This is a genomic window from Bradyrhizobium sp. (assembly GCF_035935975.1).
Classification (GTDB): domain Bacteria; phylum Pseudomonadota; class Alphaproteobacteria; order Rhizobiales; family Xanthobacteraceae; genus Bradyrhizobium.
Genome location: NZ_DASYWN010000007.1, coordinates 223,091 through 241,038, shown reverse-complemented (window position 1 = coordinate 241,038; position 17,948 = coordinate 223,091). Strand labels below are relative to the sequence as shown.

18 protein-coding genes are annotated in these 17,948 nt (G+C 65.4%); 5 read left to right on the top strand and 13 right to left on the bottom strand.

Going from position 1 to position 17,948, the window contains the following annotated elements:
- Position 1 precedes the first annotated feature (1 nt).
- On the bottom strand, positions 2-2,170 hold the full coding sequence (locus tag VGR99_RS03060) for a TIGR02302 family protein (RefSeq protein WP_326896821.1): 2,169 nt from the start codon (positions 2,168-2,170) through the stop codon (positions 2-4).
- Between the two features lie 166 nt (positions 2,171-2,336).
- Here VGR99_RS03060 and VGR99_RS03055 point away from each other — a divergent pair, with 166 nt between their 5' ends.
- The 3 genes from VGR99_RS03055 to VGR99_RS03045 all read left to right on the top strand — a co-directional run bounded on the left by VGR99_RS03055 (position 2,337) and on the right by VGR99_RS03045 (position 5,719).
- Entirely contained in the window at positions 2,337-2,720 is a 384-nt protein-coding gene (locus tag VGR99_RS03055) for a carboxymuconolactone decarboxylase family protein (RefSeq protein WP_014491654.1), read from the top strand.
- 135 nt (positions 2,721-2,855) lie between these two features.
- Complete coding sequence (locus tag VGR99_RS03050) at positions 2,856-3,761, top strand: NAD(P)-dependent oxidoreductase (protein WP_326896820.1); 906 nt, start codon at positions 2,856-2,858, stop codon at positions 3,759-3,761.
- 224 nt (positions 3,762-3,985) lie between these two features.
- Positions 3,986-5,719: a tannase/feruloyl esterase family alpha/beta hydrolase gene (locus VGR99_RS03045; RefSeq protein ID WP_326896819.1), complete on the top strand. Its 1,734-nt coding sequence runs from the start codon at positions 3,986-3,988 to the stop codon at positions 5,717-5,719.
- A 138-nt stretch (positions 5,720-5,857) separates the two neighbouring features.
- Here VGR99_RS03045 and lysA read toward each other — a convergent pair whose 3' ends face one another.
- The 3 genes from lysA to argH all read right to left on the bottom strand — a co-directional run bounded on the left by lysA (position 5,858) and on the right by argH (position 8,930).
- Positions 5,858-7,123 carry a diaminopimelate decarboxylase gene (lysA, locus tag VGR99_RS03040; protein WP_326896818.1) on the bottom strand — a complete coding sequence of 422 codons (1,266 nt, stop codon included), beginning with the start codon at positions 7,121-7,123 and terminating at the stop codon, positions 5,858-5,860.
- A gap of 25 nt (positions 7,124-7,148) precedes the next feature.
- On the bottom strand, positions 7,149-7,439 hold the full coding sequence (gene lptM / locus VGR99_RS03035; protein WP_326896817.1) for an LPS translocon maturation chaperone LptM: 291 nt from the start codon (positions 7,437-7,439) through the stop codon (positions 7,149-7,151).
- Positions 7,440-7,538: 99 nt separating this feature from the next.
- The gene (gene argH / locus VGR99_RS03030) at positions 7,539-8,930 is read right to left on the bottom strand and encodes an argininosuccinate lyase (protein ID WP_326896816.1); all 1,392 of its coding nucleotides are present in this window, start codon (positions 8,928-8,930) and stop codon (positions 7,539-7,541) included.
- Between the two features lie 101 nt (positions 8,931-9,031).
- On the opposite strand from argH, the gene tlpA reads away from it, so the two are divergent.
- Positions 9,032-9,697 carry a thiol:disulfide interchange protein TlpA gene (gene tlpA / locus VGR99_RS03025; RefSeq protein WP_326896848.1) on the top strand — a complete coding sequence of 222 codons (666 nt, stop codon included), beginning with the start codon at positions 9,032-9,034 and terminating at the stop codon, positions 9,695-9,697.
- A 3-nt stretch (positions 9,698-9,700) separates the two neighbouring features.
- On the opposite strand, the gene VGR99_RS03020 is transcribed toward tlpA, so the two are convergent.
- The 6 genes from VGR99_RS03020 to VGR99_RS02995 form a co-directional block, all read right to left on the bottom strand.
- Entirely contained in the window at positions 9,701-9,895 is a 195-nt protein-coding gene (locus tag VGR99_RS03020) for a putative motility protein (protein ID WP_027562813.1), read from the bottom strand.
- Between the two features lie 265 nt (positions 9,896-10,160).
- Positions 10,161-11,042 carry a 3-hydroxybutyryl-CoA dehydrogenase gene (locus VGR99_RS03015; protein ID WP_188099940.1) on the bottom strand — a complete coding sequence of 294 codons (882 nt, stop codon included), beginning with the start codon at positions 11,040-11,042 and terminating at the stop codon, positions 10,161-10,163.
- Between the two features lie 207 nt (positions 11,043-11,249).
- Positions 11,250-12,194 (bottom strand): electron transfer flavoprotein subunit alpha/FixB family protein, encoded by a 945-nt coding sequence (locus tag VGR99_RS03010; protein WP_326896815.1) that lies wholly within the window; start codon positions 12,192-12,194, stop codon positions 11,250-11,252.
- Positions 12,194-12,943 carry an electron transfer flavoprotein subunit beta/FixA family protein gene (locus VGR99_RS03005; RefSeq protein WP_326896814.1) on the bottom strand — a complete coding sequence of 250 codons (750 nt, stop codon included), beginning with the start codon at positions 12,941-12,943 and terminating at the stop codon, positions 12,194-12,196. Before VGR99_RS03005 ends, VGR99_RS03010 begins: the two co-directional genes overlap by 1 nt.
- Before the next feature lie 142 nt (positions 12,944-13,085).
- Complete coding sequence (locus VGR99_RS03000; protein WP_326896813.1) at positions 13,086-13,670, bottom strand: cob(I)yrinic acid a,c-diamide adenosyltransferase; 585 nt, start codon at positions 13,668-13,670, stop codon at positions 13,086-13,088.
- A 1-nt stretch (position 13,671) separates the two neighbouring features.
- On the bottom strand, positions 13,672-13,866 hold the full coding sequence (locus VGR99_RS02995) for a twin transmembrane helix small protein (protein ID WP_008135291.1): 195 nt from the start codon (positions 13,864-13,866) through the stop codon (positions 13,672-13,674).
- 164 nt (positions 13,867-14,030) lie between these two features.
- Here VGR99_RS02995 and VGR99_RS02990 point away from each other — a divergent pair, with 164 nt between their 5' ends.
- Positions 14,031-14,924: a YihY/virulence factor BrkB family protein gene (locus VGR99_RS02990; protein ID WP_326896812.1), complete on the top strand. Its 894-nt coding sequence runs from the start codon at positions 14,031-14,033 to the stop codon at positions 14,922-14,924.
- Here the strand turns inward: VGR99_RS02990 and VGR99_RS02985 are convergent.
- From VGR99_RS02985 to VGR99_RS02975, 3 genes are all read right to left on the bottom strand, one after another.
- Complete coding sequence (locus VGR99_RS02985; RefSeq protein ID WP_326896811.1) at positions 14,851-16,113, bottom strand: ATP-binding protein; 1,263 nt, start codon at positions 16,111-16,113, stop codon at positions 14,851-14,853. The two genes, VGR99_RS02990 and VGR99_RS02985, sit on opposite strands and share 74 nt — an antisense overlap.
- Positions 16,114-16,184: 71 nt before the next feature.
- Positions 16,185-17,087 carry a tRNA glutamyl-Q(34) synthetase GluQRS gene (gluQRS, locus tag VGR99_RS02980; RefSeq protein ID WP_326896810.1) on the bottom strand — a complete coding sequence of 301 codons (903 nt, stop codon included), beginning with the start codon at positions 17,085-17,087 and terminating at the stop codon, positions 16,185-16,187.
- Positions 17,087-17,941: a nucleotidyltransferase domain-containing protein gene (locus VGR99_RS02975; RefSeq protein ID WP_326896809.1), complete on the bottom strand. Its 855-nt coding sequence runs from the start codon at positions 17,939-17,941 to the stop codon at positions 17,087-17,089. The genes gluQRS and VGR99_RS02975 overlap by 1 nt, the downstream gene beginning before the upstream one ends.
- Positions 17,942-17,948 lie beyond the last annotated feature (7 nt).

The following is a 17,948-nucleotide window of genomic DNA, read 5'->3' as shown; positions in this document are numbered from 1 at the left end:
GCTATCTACCTCCCTGGGATTCACGCCAGGTCCTGAGCTCTTCACGCAGGGACTCCTGCTGCCTCGCCAGATCGTCGAGCTGTTCGGTGGTCGCGCCGCGGGTCTTCTGCCGCAGCTCTCTCGACTTGCGCAGGATCTCCGCGACCTTGGGCGGCAGCGGCTTGGTGCCGCGCTGACCGCGCTTGGAGTCCTTGCTTTGGCGGTCGGTTTCGTCGCGCAGTGCGTTCTGCTCGCGAAGCAGATCGTTCAGTTCGCGCGCGATCTCGTCCATCTCTCGCTGCTCGGCGCTGGGCGGGCCGGGCGGGCGTTCCAGCAAACGCGCCAGACGATCCAGCTCGCGCGCGGCGGCGTCACGATTGCCGCGCTGGATCAGCCGCTCGATCCGCTTCATCTGGTCGTCGAGGCCTATGGCCGGACGCGCCAGCGGATTGTTGCGCATCTGCTGCGCGAACTGGCGCATGTAATTGTCGAGAGCGGTCTTCAGATTGTCCATGAGCTTCTTGAGCTCTTCGTCGCTGGCGCCACGCTGAAGCGCCTGCTTGAGCGCGTCCTGGGCTGCCCGCAGCGCCTTGTCGACGTCGCTGATATTGCCGTCCTCGATCGTCACCGCCAGCGCCCACAGGCTGGCCACGACCTCGCGCAGGGAATCGTCGGTGCGCGCCGCCTCGAGCTGGCGCGCGACGCTGTGGAGGCCGAGATATTGCCCGGCCTCCGGCGTGAACATCTCGGGCGCGATCATCAGCGCGTCCAGCGCGGCGTAGACATCGGAGTTCTTGTTGGCGTCGAGCGCAAGGATGCGGCGCTGCTCGATCAGCGCGCGGGCGAGCGGCTTGGTGAACAGCCGCCCCGGCAGGCGCATGTTGAAGGGCTCGCTTTTCGCCTCGTTGCCGGCCTCGTCCTTGGCCGTGAGCGTCAGCGTGACGTCCGCGCCGGAATAGGGATCCTCGCTGAGGTCCTTCACCATCTGGCCGACGCCGTTGCGGGTGCGCGCGTTCGGCAAGGTGAGCGCGAATTGCGGCGGCTGGTACAGCGGCCGCGCGGCCTTGGTGTCAGCGTTCTTGGTGTCAGCGTTCTTGGTGTCAGCGTTCTTGGCGTCGGCGTTCTTGGTGTCGGCGTCTTGAGCGTCGGAGGGACGCAGGACGAATTGCGCCTCGGCACCGGTGACGCCGTAATCATCCTCGATCTTGTAGGAGAGCTGCAGCGCGCCGTAGGCTTGGCGCTCCGGATCTTTGGCGAGCGCGATCGTCGGCGGGCGGTCCGGTGTCGCCGTGAAGGCCCATTGCGGCTGGCCGGAGGGCGCGCGGACATGCGCGGTGCCGTCGCCGGCGATGGCGAAGTGCTTTTCGTTGGTACCCTTGGGCGTGGCCTCCGTGGGGGCGACCTCCTTGAGGCCGCCGGAGACGGCGACATCGAGACTGCCGCCGGAGGAGCGCACGATCAGGGTCGAGCCGGCCGGCACGGCGAGCGGGCCGCTCGCGGGCAGCGCCGCGGCCTCCTTGTTGGCGGCCGACAGGATGATGGGCGGCTTGCCGGTGTAGATCGGCGGGGTGACCCAGGCATCGACGCGAACATTGGTCGGGGCCAGCACACCGTTCCAGTCGAAGGCGGCCCCGAGCCGCATCGCGCGCTCGTCGCCGGCCGCGAAGTAGGTCGCAACCAGCATCACCATGACCAGCGCGCGCAACGCCCAGGGATCATGCAAGGGGAGCCTCGGGTGCGGCAGACCGGCACGGATGCGCTTGAGCGAGGCCAGCGTGCGCTCGCGCTGCGCCTGCCACAGCGCCTGCGCGACGGGGTCCTGCGAGGTCAGCGTGTCCGTGAGCGCTGTCGCCGGGCGGTGGCGGATGCCGGAGCCACGGTCGAGCCGGCCCAGAGCCTCTTCACGGCTCGGCCAGCGGAAACGAACCAGCGGGAACAACGCGGCAATCGCAGCGCCGGCGAAAATGACCAAGCCTATGGCGCGGGCGAGGAACGGCAGTGCCAGCCAGAGGCCAGCCCAGGACGCCACCAGGAATAGGCCGATCACGGTCAGCAGCCGCGCCAAATTCGGCCAGGCACGCTCCCACGCGATGGCATAGATGGCCCGATCGAGGGCCTGCGCCAGCTTGAGCCGCGACAGAGCGTCGCCGTCGCGGATCGGGTCTGACGGGTCGGGGGTGACGCCGTTCAATCAGCTCTCCAGGTTGCCCGGTGGAGAGAAGCGTACCACAACGGCAGCACTGAGGCATCCGTTCCTGTACGGGAGCGCCCCCTTTTCCCGCATAACACGAGGACGTGACTGGTCCGCAGCAACCCCGTAATTTCCGCGCCGCCACCTGAGGGAAAAAAGGAACGCCATGGACAAGAAGATGCACGACAAGGGCCTGGAAGTCCGCAAAGCGGTGCTGGGGGAAGCCTATGTCAACAACGCCCTGAAGAACGTCGACGATTTCAACCGTCCGTTCCAGGAAATGCTCAACGAATATTGCTGGGGCACGGTGTGGGGCCGCGAGGAGCTGCCGCGCAAGACCCGCAGCATGCTCAACATCGCGATGATCGCGATCCTCAACCGCCAGCACGAGTTCCGCGCGCATCTCAAGGGTGCGCTCACCAACGGCGTCAGCCGCGACGAGATCCGCGAGATCCTGATGCAGGTCGCGATCTATGGCGGCATGCCCGCCGCCGTCGACAGTTTCAGGATCGCGCGCGAGGTGTTCGCGGAGATCGACGGGAAGGCGTGAGGCCAACAAACAAAACGCAACGCATTTGCTCCGTCATTGCGAGCGAGGCGAGGCAATCCAGTAACCCTCCGCGGAGACAGCCTGGATTGCTTCGTCGCTTCGCTCCTCGCAATGACGGCGGGAGGAAATAGAACCATGGACATCGGATTCATCGGCCTCGGAAACATGGGTTTCCCGATGGCGCGGCGGCTGATCGAGGCCGGTCACAAGCTCGTCGTGTTCGACACACGCAAGGAGGTCGTCGATAAGCTCGTGGCGCGCGGCGCCACGGCTGCGACATCGGCAAAGGATGTCGCCGACCAGGTCGAGACCGTGATGGCGAGCCTGCCCTCGCTGCAGGCTTCGCTCGAGGTCGCGACTGGGGCGAACGGCGTGATCGAGGGCAAGCGCGCCAAGCGCTTCATCGACCTCTCCACCGTCGGCTCGGCGATGGCCGCGAAGATTCACGGCCTCCTGGCCAAACGCAACATCGTGCAGATCGACTGCCCCGTCTCCGGCGGCGTCGGCGGCGCCGAGAAGGGCACGCTGGCGGTGATGGTCTCGGGGCCGAAGGCGGAGTTCGAACTGCTCAAGCCCGCACTCGACGTGATCGGAAAAGTGTTCTTCATCGGCGAGAAGCCCGGCGCGGCGCAAACCATGAAGCTCGCCAACAATTTCCTGTCGGCGACTGCGATCGTGGCGACGTCGGAAGCCGTGGTGATGGGCGTGAAGGCTGGGCTCGACCCTGCCGTGATGATCGACGTCATCAATTCAGGCTCGGGCATGAACACCGCGAGCCGCGACAAGTTTCCGCGCTCGGTGCTGCCGCGCACGTTCGATTTCGGCTTCGCCACGGGGCTGATGGTGAAGGACGTCCGGCTGGCGCTGGACGAGATGAAGCAACTCGGCCTCTCGATGGAGGTGGCCGACGCCGTCGGGCACCTGTGGGAGACCGTCATCAGCACGGAAGGCGCCGAGTCCGATTTCACCGCTGCGATCAAGCCGATCGAGAAGAAGGCCGGCGTCGTGGTTGGCGGCAAGGGTGGATTGGGGGGGAAGTAACCGCACGCTCAGTCCCGTAGCCCGGATGGAGCGAAGCATAATCCGGGATTGTTGGATGATGCCAAGAGTCCCGGATTACGCTGCGCTTCATCCGGGCTACGGCACCGCAACTGACGCGCGAGTTTCTCAAAAATTTCGCGACGTCTCCATTCACCCTTGAGTTGTATTCTTTGTAAGTTATCCTGTCCGCCCTACACGACTGCATAAAAATCAGGGAGGACGGAATGAAGCGTCATCGACACTTACTTGTCGGTGCGACCATGGCCCTGTTTGCCTGTGTCGCACTCGGTACTTCGCCCGCAATGGCGACGGCGTGCACCAATCTTCGATCCTTGCAACTGCAGCACACGGTGATCAATTCGGCGGACGACAACACGACCGGCACCTTCGTCCCGCCTGGTTCGAGCCCGATCACCAATCTTCCGGCGTTTTGCCGCGTCACCGCAACGCTGGTGCCGACTTCGGATTCCAATATCAGGATCGAAGTCTGGCTGCCCGAAACGACGTGGAACGGCAGATTCCTCGGCACCGGCGGCGGCGGCTTCCAGGGCGTGATCACCTATAACTCGCTCGCCCTCGGCATCCAGGGCGGCTTTGCCGCGACCAACAGCGATCTCGGCACCGGGTCTTCGGGATGCAGCCCGCTGTTCTGCGGCTCGGCCGGCAACATGGGCAATCCTCTCGCCATTCAATTCGGCGATCCCGCGAGCCCCTCGACCGGCCTGTTCGGGCATCCCGAGCGGATCAAGGATTTCGGCTACCGCGCGATCCATCTGATGACCGTGCGCGGCAAGGAAATCGCCAACGCGTTCTACGGGCACCAGCCGCAAAGGGCCTATTTCGCCGGCTGCTCCACCGGCGGCCAGAACGCGCTGATGGAGGCGCAGCGCTTCCCCAACGACTATGACGGCATCCTGGCGGGCGCAGCCGCGTTCAACCGCACCCACCTGCACATGGCCGGCCTCTATGGCTGGCAGAACGCGCATGCGAGCCCCGGCCGCTTCATCCAGGCCGGCCAGATGACGCTGATCAACCAGGCCGTGCTCAAGCAGTGCGTCGGCCGGGACGGCGGCGCCAAGACCGATCAATTCCTGACCGATCCGCGCGACTGCCGTTTTGATCCGAAGGTCCTGCTCTGCACCGGCGGCAACGCGCCGCCCGCCTGCCTGACCTCCGAGCAGGTCACGACCATGCAGCGCTATTACGGCGGCACGAACGACCCGGTGAACGGGCAGATCATCAATCCGGGCTCCCAGCGCGGCAACGAGACCGACGACATCCTCGCACTCGGCCTCGCGTTCCAGGAACGGTTGCCCGAGCCGGCCTTCGACGGCCTGTTCTACTGGGTGTTCGGGCCGAGCTTCGGCTACCCATCAAGCGCGACCAACTTTGCCAATTTCGACTTCCACCACGACATCGCCAAGGTCGATAACCAGCTTGCCGCAGTGCTGAACGCGACCAGCACGGATCTCAGCGAATTCAGGGAGCATGGCGGCAAGCTGCTGATGTATCACGGCTGGGCCGACCCGCTGATTCCGTCACAGAGCAGCATCAACTATTTCCTCGCGCTGGTGGGGGATGAAGCCCAGGGGCTCCAACCGGTCGGCTTCTTCGATCATGGCAATGGCAATCCGGCGCTGCAGCGGACCCAGAGCTACGCACGGCTGTTCATGGTGCCCGGGCTGTATCACTGCTCGGGCGGACCCGGCCCCAACACGTTCGATGCGCTCACACCGCTGGTTAAATGGGTCGAGGCCGGGGTCCCGCCGGAAACGATCCTCGCCACGAAATTCGTCGATGACACACCACCTGCGGTGCAGATGACCCGGCCGCTCTGCGTCTTCCCCAAGGTCGCAAAGTACAACGGCAGCGGCAGCACCAGCGCTGCCGCGAACTTCACCTGCGTCACTGACGAGAACGATTTCAACCAGAAGCCGGCGCCGAAATACGGGCCGTGAAATGAGCAACGCCGGTGAGCATAGGCTCGCCGGCGTTTTACCGGGTCCCGTAGCCCGGATGGAGCGAAGCGCAATCCGGGGCCTTGGGCCGCAGAGAGACTGTCCCGGATTTCGCTGCGCTCCATCCGGGCTACGACATCACAGCCACGGCGCCGGCGTGTCCATCGCAATGAGCTGCTCGACCTCGATGCGCGGGCGCACCACCGCGTATTGATCGCCCTTCACCAGCACCTCGGGCACCAGCGGCCGCGTGTTGTAGGTGCCGGCCTGCACCGCGCCATAGGCACCGGCGGTCATGATGGCGATCAGATCGCCCGGCTTCGGCGTCGGCAGGGTGCGGTCGAGCGCGAGATAGTCGCCAGTCTCGCAGACTGGGCCGACGACGTCGGCCATGATCGTGGCGGCATCCCTCGCCGGCTGCGTCACCGGCAGGATGTCGTGATGCGCCTCATACAGCGTCGGGCGGATCAGATCGTTCATCGCGGCGTCGATGATGACGAAATTCTTGCCATCGCCGTGCTTCACGTAAATCACCTTGGCGACGAGGATGCCGGCATTGCCGACGATCATGCGGCCCGGCTCGAACATCAGCGTGCAGCCGAGATTGTGGCTGACGCGCTTGACCATGGCGGCATAGGCGTCGGGCGCCGGTGGCGCCTCGCGGTCCATGTAATAGGGAATGCCGAGGCCGCCGCCGAAATCGACGTGGCTGATGTCGTGGCCGTCGCTGCGCAGCGTCTGCACGAATTCGGAGAGGATGCGGAACGCGGTCTCCATCTTGGAGAGATCGGTGATCTGGCTGCCGATATGCACGTCGGTGCCTGTTACCTTGATCCCGGGCAGCTTGGCGGCGCGGGCATAGACCTCGCGGGCATAGGCGATCGGAATGCCGAACTTGTTCTCGGACTTGCCGGTCGAGATCTTCGCATGCGTGCCGGCATCGACGTCGGGATTGACGCGCACGGAGATGCGCGCCGTCTTGCCCATCTCGGTCGCGAGGCGCGACAGCAGTTCGAGCTCGGGCTCGGATTCGACGTTGAGGCAGAGAATGTCGGCGGCCAGCGCCGCGCGCAGCTCGGTCTCGGTCTTGCCGACGCCGGAGAACAGGATCTTGCTTGCGGGGATGCCGGCCGCGAGCGCACGCTTCAGTTCGCCACCGGAGACGACGTCCGCGCCGGCGCCGAGCTTGGCCAGCGTGCGCAGCACCGACTGGTTGGAGTTCGCCTTCATGGCGTAGCAGACCAGCACCTTCTCGCCGGCAAAGGCGTCGGCGAAGACGCGGTAGTGCCGCTCGAGCGTTGCGGTCGAATAGCAGTAGAACGGCGTGCCGACGGTCGCGGCCAGCTCGGACAGGTTCACCGCCTCGGCGTGCAGCACGCCGTTGCGGTAGTCGAAATGATTCATGGCGTCGGCTCAGTTTGTCCCCAGCCTACCGGCTGGGTCTGTCGTCCAGGAGCGGGTCGAGAATAAACGATTTCTTGCTGCCCTTGGGCGCCGCGGGGCCGGCTTCCGCACCATAGGTGGGGTTGAACACGCTCGGCGTTCTCTGGGCTTCGATCTCGGTGTCGGTGGGCGCGGCGATGTTGGCCGTGGACGCGCTCGAGGCGGTCGGCGGCAGATCCAGCGGGCCCTTGCGGCCGCAGCCGGCCAGCGCGAGCGCCGTCAGGCTCAAGACAATGATGGCCCACCCCGAGCCGGCCGGGCGAAACTTTGACGTCACGACGAGATCCCCACTACGCGGGCTGCACCATACAGAGATTGGCGCGCTCTGGCGAGAGCCGGATGACCATGAAACATAAGCGAAATTTTGCCCTCAGCCCTATTTCCGCTCTTTTTCCAGCCGCTTCGCCCAGGCCTTGGCCTGGGAGGCCACGTTCTTCGGCGCGGTGCCGCCGAAGCTGGTCCGGCTCTTCACCGACGATTCGACCGAGAGCACGCCGAGCACGTCCTTGGTGATCTTGGGCTCGATCGCCTGCATCTCCTTCAGCGGCAGCTCGTGCAGCGCCATCTCGCCCTCGGCGGCCTTGGCGACGATGCGGCCGGTAACGTGGTGGGCCTCGCGGAACGGCATCTTCAGCGTCCGCACCAGCCAGTCGGCAAGGTCGGTCGCGGTGGCGTAGCCCTCGCCGGCGGCGGCCTTCATCTTGGCCTCGTCGGGGACGAGATCGCGGACCATGCCGGTCATGGCGCGGATCGCCAGCGACAGCGCGGCAAAGCCCTCCATCGCGCCCTGCTTGTCCTCCTGCATGTCCTTTTGATAGGCGAGCGGCAGGCCCTTCATCACGATCAGGAGACCGTTGAGCGCGCCGATGACGCGGCCGGTCTTGGCGCGCACCAGCTCGGCGGCATCTGGATTGCGCTTCTGCGGCATGATCGACGAACCGGTGGTGAACTTGTCGCTGAGGCGGACCAGCCCCACCAGCGGCGAGGTCCAGATCACGATCTCCTCGGCAAAACGTGACATGTGCACGGCGCAGATCGAGGCCGCAGACAGCGTCTCCAGCACGAAGTCACGGTCGGAGACCGCATCGAGCGAATTCGCCATCGGCCGGTCGAAACCGAGCGCCTTCGCGGTGGCATGGCGGTCGATCGGGAACGAGGTGCCGGCAAGCGCAGCGGCGCCGAGCGGCGATTCATTGAGCCGCTTGCGCGCATCCTGGAAACGGCCGCGGTCGCGCGCGGCCATCTCGACATAGGCGAGCAGATGGTGACCGAAGGTGACAGGCTGCGCGGTCTGCAGGTGCGTGAAGCCGGGCATCACGGTCGCGGCATGTTCCAGCGCGCGATTGACCAGCGCGGCCTGGAACGCGGCGAGCGCCGCGTCGGTCTCATCGAGAACGTCGCGAACATAGAGGCGGAAGTCGGTCGCGACCTGGTCATTGCGCGAGCGCGCGGTGTGCAGGCGCCCGGCCGCCGGGCCGATCAGCTCCGACAGGCGGCTCTCGACATTCATATGGATGTCCTCGAGCGCGCGCTTGAACGTGAAGCCGCCCTTCCCGATCTCTGACAGAATCGTGTCTAGACCCTTGCCGATATTTTTCGCATCAGAGGCCGTGATGATGCCCTGGCTGGCCAGCATCGCGGCGTGGGCCTTGGACGCGGCAATGTCCTGGGCGAACAGGTGACGATCGACGTCGATGGAGACGTTGATCTCTTCCATGATCTCATCGGGACGTTCCGAGAACCGGCCGCCCCACATCTTGTTGCTCATGATCCCCTGCTCGCGCCTTGCCTTGCCGCACATTTGCTGGCCGCAGCCAGCCGTATTAAGAGGCCCCTGATAGCCATATCTGCGACCGGATGACAAACGATATGCTCGACAAGAAGCCCTCCGCCACGCGCCGGATCCCCCTCGTCATCGCCACCGTGGCGGTTGGAGGGCTGGCCGGCTTCGCCGCGCTGTACGGGCTGGGCCTGAGCCGGGCGCCCTCAGGCGATCCGACCTGCAAGCCGGCGGTGGCAACGGCGCAGAAACTCGCCCCGCTCGCCCATGGCGAGCTGGCCGCCCTGACCATGGCGAGCGCGCCCTTGAAGCTGCCCGACCTCACCTTCGAGGATGCCGACGGCAAGCCGAAGAAACTGTCCGATTTCCGCGGCAAGACGCTGCTGGTGAACCTCTGGGCCACCTGGTGCGTGCCCTGCCGCAAGGAGATGCCGGCGCTGGACGAGCTCCAGGGCAAGCTGTCGGGCCCGAATTTCGAGGTGGTGGCGATCAATATCGACACCCGCGATCCCGAGAAGCCCAAGACCTTCCTGAAAGAGGCCAATCTGACCCGGATCGGCTATTTCAACGACCAGAAAGCCAAGGTTTTTCAGGATCTTAAGGCAATAGGCCGGGCGCTGGGGATGCCGACTTCGGTGCTGGTCGACCCGCAGGGATGCGAGATCGCGACGATCGCTGGGCCGGCAGAATGGGCGAGCGAGGATGCGCTCAAGCTGATCCGGGCCGCGACGGGCAAGGCCGCCGCATCGCTCTAGAGATCAGGCGGTGACGTTGAGGTTGCCGCCGACGCCGGGGCCGACATTGGCGAGCGAGGGCTGACCGGCGCCCAGCAGCGTCAGGACGGTGGATTTCTCCATGTCCATGTTCTGCTTGGTCAGCGTCGCCGCAATATTCGACTGCAGCGCGCCTTGCTGAGCGGCCAGCATGGTGCTGACCATCGCCATCATGTCCATTACGCGAACCCTCGTACCGGGCCGGACACTAGGGCGGATGGGTTAACGCGACATGAATTGTCACAGTAACGGCGCTGTCCGTGTCCCGGACGCGGCGCGGCACCATAAGCGCGTTCACGCGCGTCTTCGACGCACTATGGTGACGCACCGCAGAGCCCGGACCCATGACTCAGCTTGCTAGGACTCAGCTTGCGCGCGGCTTCTAGGCCCCGGCTCTGCAGCGCATCGCTGACGCGCTGCGCAGCGTCCGGGGCACGAGACCGCCTTAACGTGTCGGAACCGGCTTGGCGCCGCGGTAGTCGTAGAAGCCGCGCTGGGTCTTGCGGCCGAGCCAACCGGCCTCGACGTATTTCACCAGCAGCGGGCACGGGCGGTACTTGGAGTCGGCAAGGCCCTCGTGCAGCACCTGCATGATCGACAGGCAGGTGTCGAGGCCGATGAAATCGGCAAGCTCCAGCGGGCCCATCGGATGGTGGGCACCGAGCTTCATCGCCGCGTCGATCGCCTCGACATTGCCGACGCCTTCATACAGCGTGTAGATCGCCTCGTTGATCATCGGCAGCAGGATGCGATTGACGATGAAGGCCGGGAAATCCTCGGAGACCGCGACCTGCTTGCCGAGCTTGGCGACGAATTCCTTGGAGGCCTCGAAGGTCGAATCGTCGGTGGCGATGCCGCGAATCAGCTCGACCAGCTCCATCAGCGGCACCGGATTCATGAAGTGAATGCCGATGAAGCGCTCGGGCCGGTCGGTGGCGGCGGCAAGCCGGGTGATCGAGATCGAGGACGTATCGGAGGCGACGATCGCCTCGGGCTTCAGCACCGCGCAGAGCTCGTGAAAGATCTTGCGCTTGACCTCTTCCTTCTCGACCGCGGTCTCGATCACGAGGTCGCAGTCGGCGAGGTCGTCGAGCTTCTCGGCCAGCGAGATGCGCGCCATCGCCTTGGTCTTGTCGTCCTCGGTCACCGCCTTCTTGGAGACCTGGCGCGCCAGATTGCCGTTGATGGTGGCCATGCCCGATTTGAGCCGGTCGGCCGAGACATCGTTGAGCACCACGTCGAAGCCGGCAAGCGCGGCAACATGCGCGATGCCATTGCCCATCTGACCCGCGCCGATCACGCCGACCTTCTTGATCACTGCCGCCATAATGTCATCCACCGGAACGGCGCGCATGTCGCGCCTGCTACCCCCAGAGCCGGGAGGTCTGATTTGACCAGGAGCCTGATTTAATCAGAACCCGGGCTCGAAACCTAGATTGGATCGCTCCCCCGGCGTGCCCCACGCCAAAGAAAACGCCTCGAAAAAGAAAAACCGGCCGGAGTTTATACCTCCGGCCGGCGTTTTTAGCGGTTTTTACTTGCCGAGCTTGGCGAGTTCGGCGGTCAGCTCAGGAACCGCCTGGTAGAGGTCGGCGACCAGGCCGTAATCGGCCACCTGGAAGATCGGCGCGTCCTCGTCCTTGTTGATCGCGACGATCACCTTGGAGTCCTTCATGCCCGCCAGATGCTGGATCGCACCGGAGATGCCCACGGCGACATAGAGCTCGGGGGCCACGACCTTGCCGGTCTGGCCGACCTGCCAGTCGTTCGGCGCATAGCCGGCGTCCACCGCCGCACGCGAGGCACCGACACCGGCGCCGAGCTTGTCGGCGAGCGGCTCGATGTATTTGGCGAAGTTCTCGCGGCTCTGCATGGCGCGGCCACCGGAGACGATGATCTTCGCCGAGGTCAGCTCGGGGCGGTCGCTCTTGGCGACTTCCTCGCCGACGAAGGACGACAGGCCCGGATCGGCCGCAGCGGCGACGCTCTCGACCGGCGCGCTGCCGCCCTCGCCCGCAGCGGCGAAGGTGGAGGTGCGGACCGTGATGACCTTCTTTGCGTCCTTCGACTTCACCGTCTGGATGGCGTTGCCGGCATAGATCGGACGCTCATAGGTGTCGGGCGCGACCACCTTGATGATCTCCGAGACCTGCATGACGTCGAGCAGGGCTGCGACGCGGGGCATCACGTTCTTGAAGCGCGAGGTCGCGGGCGCGACGATCGCGTCATAGGACGGGGCCAGCGAGACGATCAGCGCGGCCAGCGGCTCGGCGAGATCGTGCCCGTAGGCCTCGCCGTCGGCGAGCAGCACCTTCTTCACGCCGGCAAGCTTGGCAGCGGCGTCCGCCGCGGCCTTGGCGTTTTGACCAGCCACCAGCACCTCGACGTCGGCGCCGAGCGCGGCGGCCGCGGTCAGGGCCTTGTTGGTCGCATCCTTCAACGACGCATTGTCGTGTTCGGCAATCAGCAGCGTCGTCATCAGAGCACCCCGGCTTCGTTCTTGAGTTTCGACACCAGCTCGGCGACGTCCTTGACCTTGACGCCGGCCTTGCGGCCCGCGGGTTCAGTCGTCTTGAGAACCTCGAGGCGCGCGGCAACGTCGACGCCGTAATCGGCGACGGTCTTCTCCGCGATTGGCTTCTTCTTCGCCTTCATGATGTTCGGCAGCGAGGCATAGCGCGGCTCGTTGAGACGCAGATCGGTGGTGACGATCGCCGGTCCCTTGAGCTTCACGGTCTGCAGGCCGCCGTCGACTTCGCGGGTGACCTTGAAGTCGCTGCCTTCGACTTCGAGCTTCGAGGCGAAGGTTGCCTGCGACCAGCCGAGCAGCGCGGCCAGCATCTGGCCGGTCTGGTTCGAGTCGTCGTCGATCGCCTGCTTGCCGAGAATGATGAGGCCCGGCTGCTCTTCTTCAGCAACCTTCTTCAGGATCTTGGCGACAGCGAGCGGCTCGACGGTGCCCTCGGCCTTCACCAGGATGCCGCGATCGGCGCCCATGGCGAGACCAGTGCGGATCGTCTCCGACGCCTGCGCAGGTCCAATGGAGACCACCACGACCTCGGTCGCCTTGCCGCCTTCCTTCAGGCGCAGCGCTTCCTCGACCGCGATTTCGTCGAACGGGTTCATCGACATCTTGACGTTGGCGAGTTCAACGCCCGATCCATCGCTCTTGACGCGGACCTTGACGTTGTAATCGACCACCCGCTTTACCGGCACTAAGACCTTCATCGATCCTCTTTCACTCAATTTAGTAGGGGGGCTATTGAACTGGCGCGGAACCTAAAGGCCTGATCCGGCCCGGTCAACGCGCGACAGGGCCAAATTTTAGACCTTAGAAATGCGCCGCTCAATGGGTCTGCGACCCTTGGGGTCAGCGATTCTGGCCCGGAACCCAGAGCACGTCGCCGGCTCCGTTATGGTTAGCGGCGCGGCTGGCCACGAACAGGAAGTCCGACAGACGGTTCATATACTGGATGCCAGCGGCGCCGACGGGCTCGCCTGGGCGTGCCGCCAGTTCCACCATCGCGCGTTCCGCCCTGCGGCAAATCGTGCGGGCGACGTGGAGGTAGGCGGCGGCCGGCGTGCCGCCCGGCAGCACGAAGGAGGTCAGCGGCGCCAGCTTGTCGTTGAGTGCGTCGATGTCGTGCTCGAGCCGCTCGACCTGGCTCGCCACGACGCGCAGCCGCTCCGCCCTTTTAGTTCCTTCGCCCTCGCGCTCGGGCACCGCGAGATCGGCGCCGAGATCGAACAGATCGTTCTGGATGCGACCGAGCATCGCGTCGAATTCGGGCATGTCATGGGTGTGCAGCCGCACCACGCCGATCGCGGCGTTGGTCTCGTCCACAGTACCATAGGCCTCTATGCGCAGATCGTATTTCGGACGGCGCTCGCCCGAGCCGAGCGCTGTCGTGCCGTCGTCACCGGTCTTCGTATAAATGCGGTTGAGCACGACCATGTTAGCGCCCCATCGCCCAGACCGCGATCATCGCGATGACGATCGCTACGAATTGAAGCAGCACGCGCCAGCGCATCAGCTTCTGCGAGGTGTTGGGCGAGCCGCCGCGCATCATGTTGACGAGACCGAGCAGCAGCACCAACGCCACAGCGCCGGCTGCCACCGGCAGGATGAAAGTACTCAGGATAGATGCCATCGGCGGTAGATAACACCGTGCGCGCCGGTCCGCCATGGCGTTGGCGATCTGGCTTTTGCGCCAAGAATATCAGAAGCTCATGAGATGATTTCCGATTTGCGTCCGTCTCCGGCCTTGTTCGCCTCCCCCTGCCTGCGGGGAGAGGCAGCCGTACGGGGCAAGCCGTGAAGGCCATCCGCACCATCTACGTCGTCGTGGAGGACGCGTTCTACACGTTCCTGGCCGATGACGGCTGGGCGATCGCGAGCCATATCGCGCTGTCGACGCTGATGGCGCTGTTCCCGTTTCTGATCGTGCTGACCTCGCTCGCCGGCTTCTTCGGCTCCAAGGAACTGGCCGACCAGGCCGCGAGCCTGATGCTCCAGATCTGGCCACAGCAGGTCGCCGACTCGCTCTCCGGCGAGATTCACGACGTGCTGACCACCACCCGCACCGGCGTGCTGACGATCGGCGCAGTGTTGTCGGTCTATTTCGCTTCGAACGGCGTCGAGGCGCTCAGGGTCGCGCTCAACCGCGCCTATGCGGTGGTGGAGATGCGGCGCTGGTACTGGCTGCGGCTGGAATCGATCGGCTACACGCTGGTCGCGGCCGTCACTGCGCTCGCCATGGCGTTCCTGATCGTGCTCGGCCCGCTCTTCATCGAGGCGGCGCGGCGGCACATTCCGCTGTTCGTCGAATCCAACGAAAGCATCCTCACCTGGTTGCGCTACGGCATCACCATTGCCGCACTGGTGGTGGCGCTGTTCATCCTGCACGCCTGGCTGCCGGCGGGACGGCGCAGCTTTTTCCAGATCCTGCCCGGCATCGTCTTCACGATGGTGGCCTCACTGATCTCGGGCGTCGTGTTCGGCCAGTACCTGGCGCGCTTCGCCAATAATTACGTGACGATGTATGCGGGGCTCGCCTCGGTGATCATCGCGCTGGTGTTTCTGTATTTCATCGCCGCGATCTTCGTTTACGGCGGCGAGCTCAACGCCGCGATCATCAAGTCGCGGCTTCCTCACGGCGTTTCGCTTCAAGCAGCGCAGTCGCTAAAGCCCGGGGCGACACAGGCTTGACCAGGAAGGCGTCGGCGCCGGCCTCGCGCGAGGCGGCCTCGTCCTCGCCGCGGCCGGAGACGCCGATGATCGGGATCTGAGCCAGCGGCGGCGCCATGGTGCGGATCCGCCTGATCGCCTCGACGCCGTCGATGCCCGGCAGCACCATGTCCATCAGCACTGCGTCGAAGGCGCCCTGCTCCAGCCGGTTCACGGCATCCTCGCCGCGCCCGATGAACTCGGCATGATGGCCGAGCTCGGTCAGAATGGTGTTGAGCACGACGCGGCCGAACGGATTGTCCTCGACGCTGAGCACGCGGAGCGCGGCCACGGCATCTGCCTCGGCCTGGCCCTTCGACTTGCGGGACTTGCCCGAGCCCGTCGCGTCCACGGACACCGTCAATGTGAACGTGGCGCCGCCTCCGCGGCGCGGCGCCACCGTGATGTCGCCGCCCATCGCGCGCGCCAATTGCTTCACCGAGGACAGCCCGAGCCCGGCGCCGCCGAAGCGCGAGGCGATGGTGACATTGGCCTGAGTGAACGGGCGGAACAGCCGCTTGATCTCGGCCATGGCGAGGCCGATGCCGCTGTCGGAGACCGAGAAGGCGACGCCGACCCTGCCCTTCGCCCTGTCGGTCTTCCTGCCCTTGGCGGGGCGCCAGGGCGCGACCGCGAGCGCGACGCCGCCCTGGTCGGTGAACTTCACGGCGTTGTCGATCAGGTTTTCCAGCGCGGCGCGCAGGCGGACGGGATCGCCGACCACCAGCCCCGGCAGCTTGTCGGAGATCTCGACCTGGGCCTGCAGGCCCTTGGCCGCGGCGCGGCCGGCCAGCGAGTCGCCGGCGCTGCGGGCCAGCGTCCTGAGGTCGAACAGGTCCTGCCGCAGACTATTTCCGCCTGTGCCGGTGCGGGCCGCGTCCACAAACAGCGTGGCAAGGCTCGCCAGATGCTCGGCGCCGGCCTTGATGGTGTCGGCCCAGCGCCGCTCCCGCTCGCCGAGATCGGAGGTCGCGAGCAGGTCGCTGATGGCGAGAATTCCGGTGAGGGGGGTGCGGACCTCATGGGCAAAGGCGGCGAGCGCGGCCTGGACGACGTCGGGCGTAACCGCCCTGGTGCTACGCTTGCGCACCTTCGCGGCCGGCCCGGACCGCTTCCGAACCACCCGTTTGGACGTCCGCGTAGTGCGCGCTGCGCGCGTTTTCGCCGCCATAACTCCCCTTCGAAGTATCCCCTTCGAACCCCGGGCCGTCGGGCAAGCATCGCACGGGGGAACCCCCGGAGTCACGGCGGCGTTTTGCTAACCCCCAGAGAAACTTGATCTAATCCCACCAACTGACGGATACCGGCCGGCGAGGTACCGGCGGAACGCAACTCCCGCAGACCGGTCGAGCCGCTCGATTTCGACAGCTTCCGCCCCGCCTCGTCCCGAATCAGGGCGTGGTGACGGTAGGCGGGTTCCGGCAGACCGAGCAGGGTTTGCAGCAGGCGGTGGACCGAACTGGCGTGAAACAGGTCCTGGCCACGGACGACCTCGCTGACGCCCTGGAGCGCGTCATCGACGACGACGGACAGATGGTAGCTGGTCGGCGTCTCCTTGCGGGCCAGGATGACGTCGCCCCAGGCCTCGGGCCGCGCCGGGACGATGCCGAGCTCGCCATCGGGTCCCTCGCCCAGTTCCTGCCAAGTCAGGCCGGCGAGATGCTGACAGGCCGCCGCCATGTCGAGCCGCAAGGCGTAGGGCGCACCGGAATCGATCAGGCGGGTCCGCTCGTCCGCAGACAGTGATTTGGCGTGACCGGGATAGAGCGGCGCGCCGTCGGGATCGCGGGACCACGGCCCGTCGGCCTCGCGCGCGGCCACGAGCCTTGCGATCTCGGCGCGGCTTTCGAAAGCGGGATAGACGAGGCCGAGCGCGGAGAGTTTTTCCAGCGCGGCGCGATATTCGGCGAGATGCTCCGACTGCCGCCGCACCGGTGTCTCCCAGGCAATCCCGAGCCAGGCGAGATCCTCGTAGATCGCCGCCTCATAGTCCGGCCGGCAGCGCGTCGCGTCGATGTCCTCGATCCGCAGCAGCAGCCGCCCGCCGGTCTCGCGCGCGCGGTCGAAGTTCAGCAGCGCCGAATAAGCGTGGCCCAGATGCAGGAAGCCGTTCGGGCTGGGCGCAAATCGGAAAACGGGTGGCATCAGCCGAGCCGGAACGGAATTGTGGCGCCGTTCTCGCGTTCAATCCGCTCCACCACGCCACGGTAAAACTGCTCGGCCCGAAGGATCATCTCTTCCGATGCACTTCCTGCACCTGCCTCGAACTGCCCGCGGGCAAGCTCGAATTCCGAATCGATGAAGCCAGCCACCGCGCGCGGCAACGGCGCCGAGCCAAGCTCGTGCGTGATGGCCTTCTGCGCCATGAGATCAGCGATCTCCGCTTTCAATTCGGCCGGCGGATCGCACTCCGCCATGAGGGTTGGGAAATTCATCGGCGCGACGGCTTCCGCGGGATGCAAGCGCAGCCAGCGCAAGGCGGCGGCAGGCCGAAGCGCATAGAAGATCTTCTTTTGCGGAACGCTGGTCCCATCGCCGAAATAGACCCGACGCTGACGCTCGCCGAGATGAAGATAGTGACGGCAGACGGCCTCCCGGCTCGCGGCCTCTCTCGCAAATGCCAGAAAATCATCGCGAAACCATGCGTGCCCCCGGTAGACGACAGGTGAGCACAGCCACTCCACGATCACCGCATTGCCCTTCAACAGGAGCTGCAGCGCCTTTCGCAAATCCCATCCATTGGCATCGAGATCTCCCTCGAACGGGAGTTCGATGACATCGCGACTTGTCCACGGCGTAATGTGATCCACCGCCCGGCGCACATAGACGAAGCGGCAGTCATAGTCGCTGTCGGGCGAGGCAAAGCCCCAGGCCCGGCTGCCGCTTTCAATCGCCAGTGGCAGGAAGACGCGATGCTCAATGGTGACACGGTCCAGCATGGCATCGATCAGGGCGACTTTCTCGCCGTCCATCTCCACAGGAATATGTCTCAAACTCATCCAGCAC

What these genes read in the sequence shown, in the direction of transcription:
- VGR99_RS03015 (WP_188099940.1), bottom strand. Translation starts at nt 11,042, where the DNA reads ATGGCGGCAGTGATCAAGAAGGTCGGCGTGATCGGCGCGGGTCAGATG.
- VGR99_RS03020 (WP_027562813.1), bottom strand. Translation starts at nt 9,895, where the DNA reads ATGGACATGATGGCGATGGTCAGCACCATGCTGGCCGCTCAGCAAGGC.
- VGR99_RS02985 (WP_326896811.1), bottom strand. Translation starts at nt 16,113, where the DNA reads ATGGCGGCGAAAACGCGCGCAGCGCGCACTACGCGGACGTCCAAACGG.
- VGR99_RS03055 (WP_014491654.1), top strand. Translation starts at nt 2,337, where the DNA reads ATGGACAAGAAGATGCACGACAAGGGCCTGGAAGTCCGCAAAGCGGTG.
- VGR99_RS03000 (WP_326896813.1), bottom strand. Translation starts at nt 13,670, where the DNA reads ATGGTCGTGCTCAACCGCATTTATACGAAGACCGGTGACGACGGCACG.
- VGR99_RS03010 (WP_326896815.1), bottom strand. Translation starts at nt 12,194, where the DNA reads ATGACGACGCTGCTGATTGCCGAACACGACAATGCGTCGTTGAAGGAT.
- VGR99_RS03005 (WP_326896814.1), bottom strand. Translation starts at nt 12,943, where the DNA reads ATGAAGGTCTTAGTGCCGGTAAAGCGGGTGGTCGATTACAACGTCAAG.
- gluQRS (WP_326896810.1), bottom strand. Translation starts at nt 17,087, where the DNA reads ATGCCACCCGTTTTCCGATTTGCGCCCAGCCCGAACGGCTTCCTGCAT.
- lysA (WP_326896818.1), bottom strand. Translation starts at nt 7,123, where the DNA reads ATGAATCATTTCGACTACCGCAACGGCGTGCTGCACGCCGAGGCGGTG.
- VGR99_RS02995 (WP_008135291.1), bottom strand. Translation starts at nt 13,866, where the DNA reads ATGGCATCTATCCTGAGTACTTTCATCCTGCCGGTGGCAGCCGGCGCT.
- VGR99_RS03050 (WP_326896820.1), top strand. Translation starts at nt 2,856, where the DNA reads ATGGACATCGGATTCATCGGCCTCGGAAACATGGGTTTCCCGATGGCG.
- argH (WP_326896816.1), bottom strand. Translation starts at nt 8,930, where the DNA reads ATGAGCAACAAGATGTGGGGCGGCCGGTTCTCGGAACGTCCCGATGAG.
- VGR99_RS02975 (WP_326896809.1), bottom strand. Translation starts at nt 17,941, where the DNA reads ATGAGTTTGAGACATATTCCTGTGGAGATGGACGGCGAGAAAGTCGCC.
- tlpA (WP_326896848.1), top strand. Translation starts at nt 9,032, where the DNA reads ATGCTCGACAAGAAGCCCTCCGCCACGCGCCGGATCCCCCTCGTCATC.
- VGR99_RS03045 (WP_326896819.1), top strand. Translation starts at nt 3,986, where the DNA reads ATGAAGCGTCATCGACACTTACTTGTCGGTGCGACCATGGCCCTGTTT.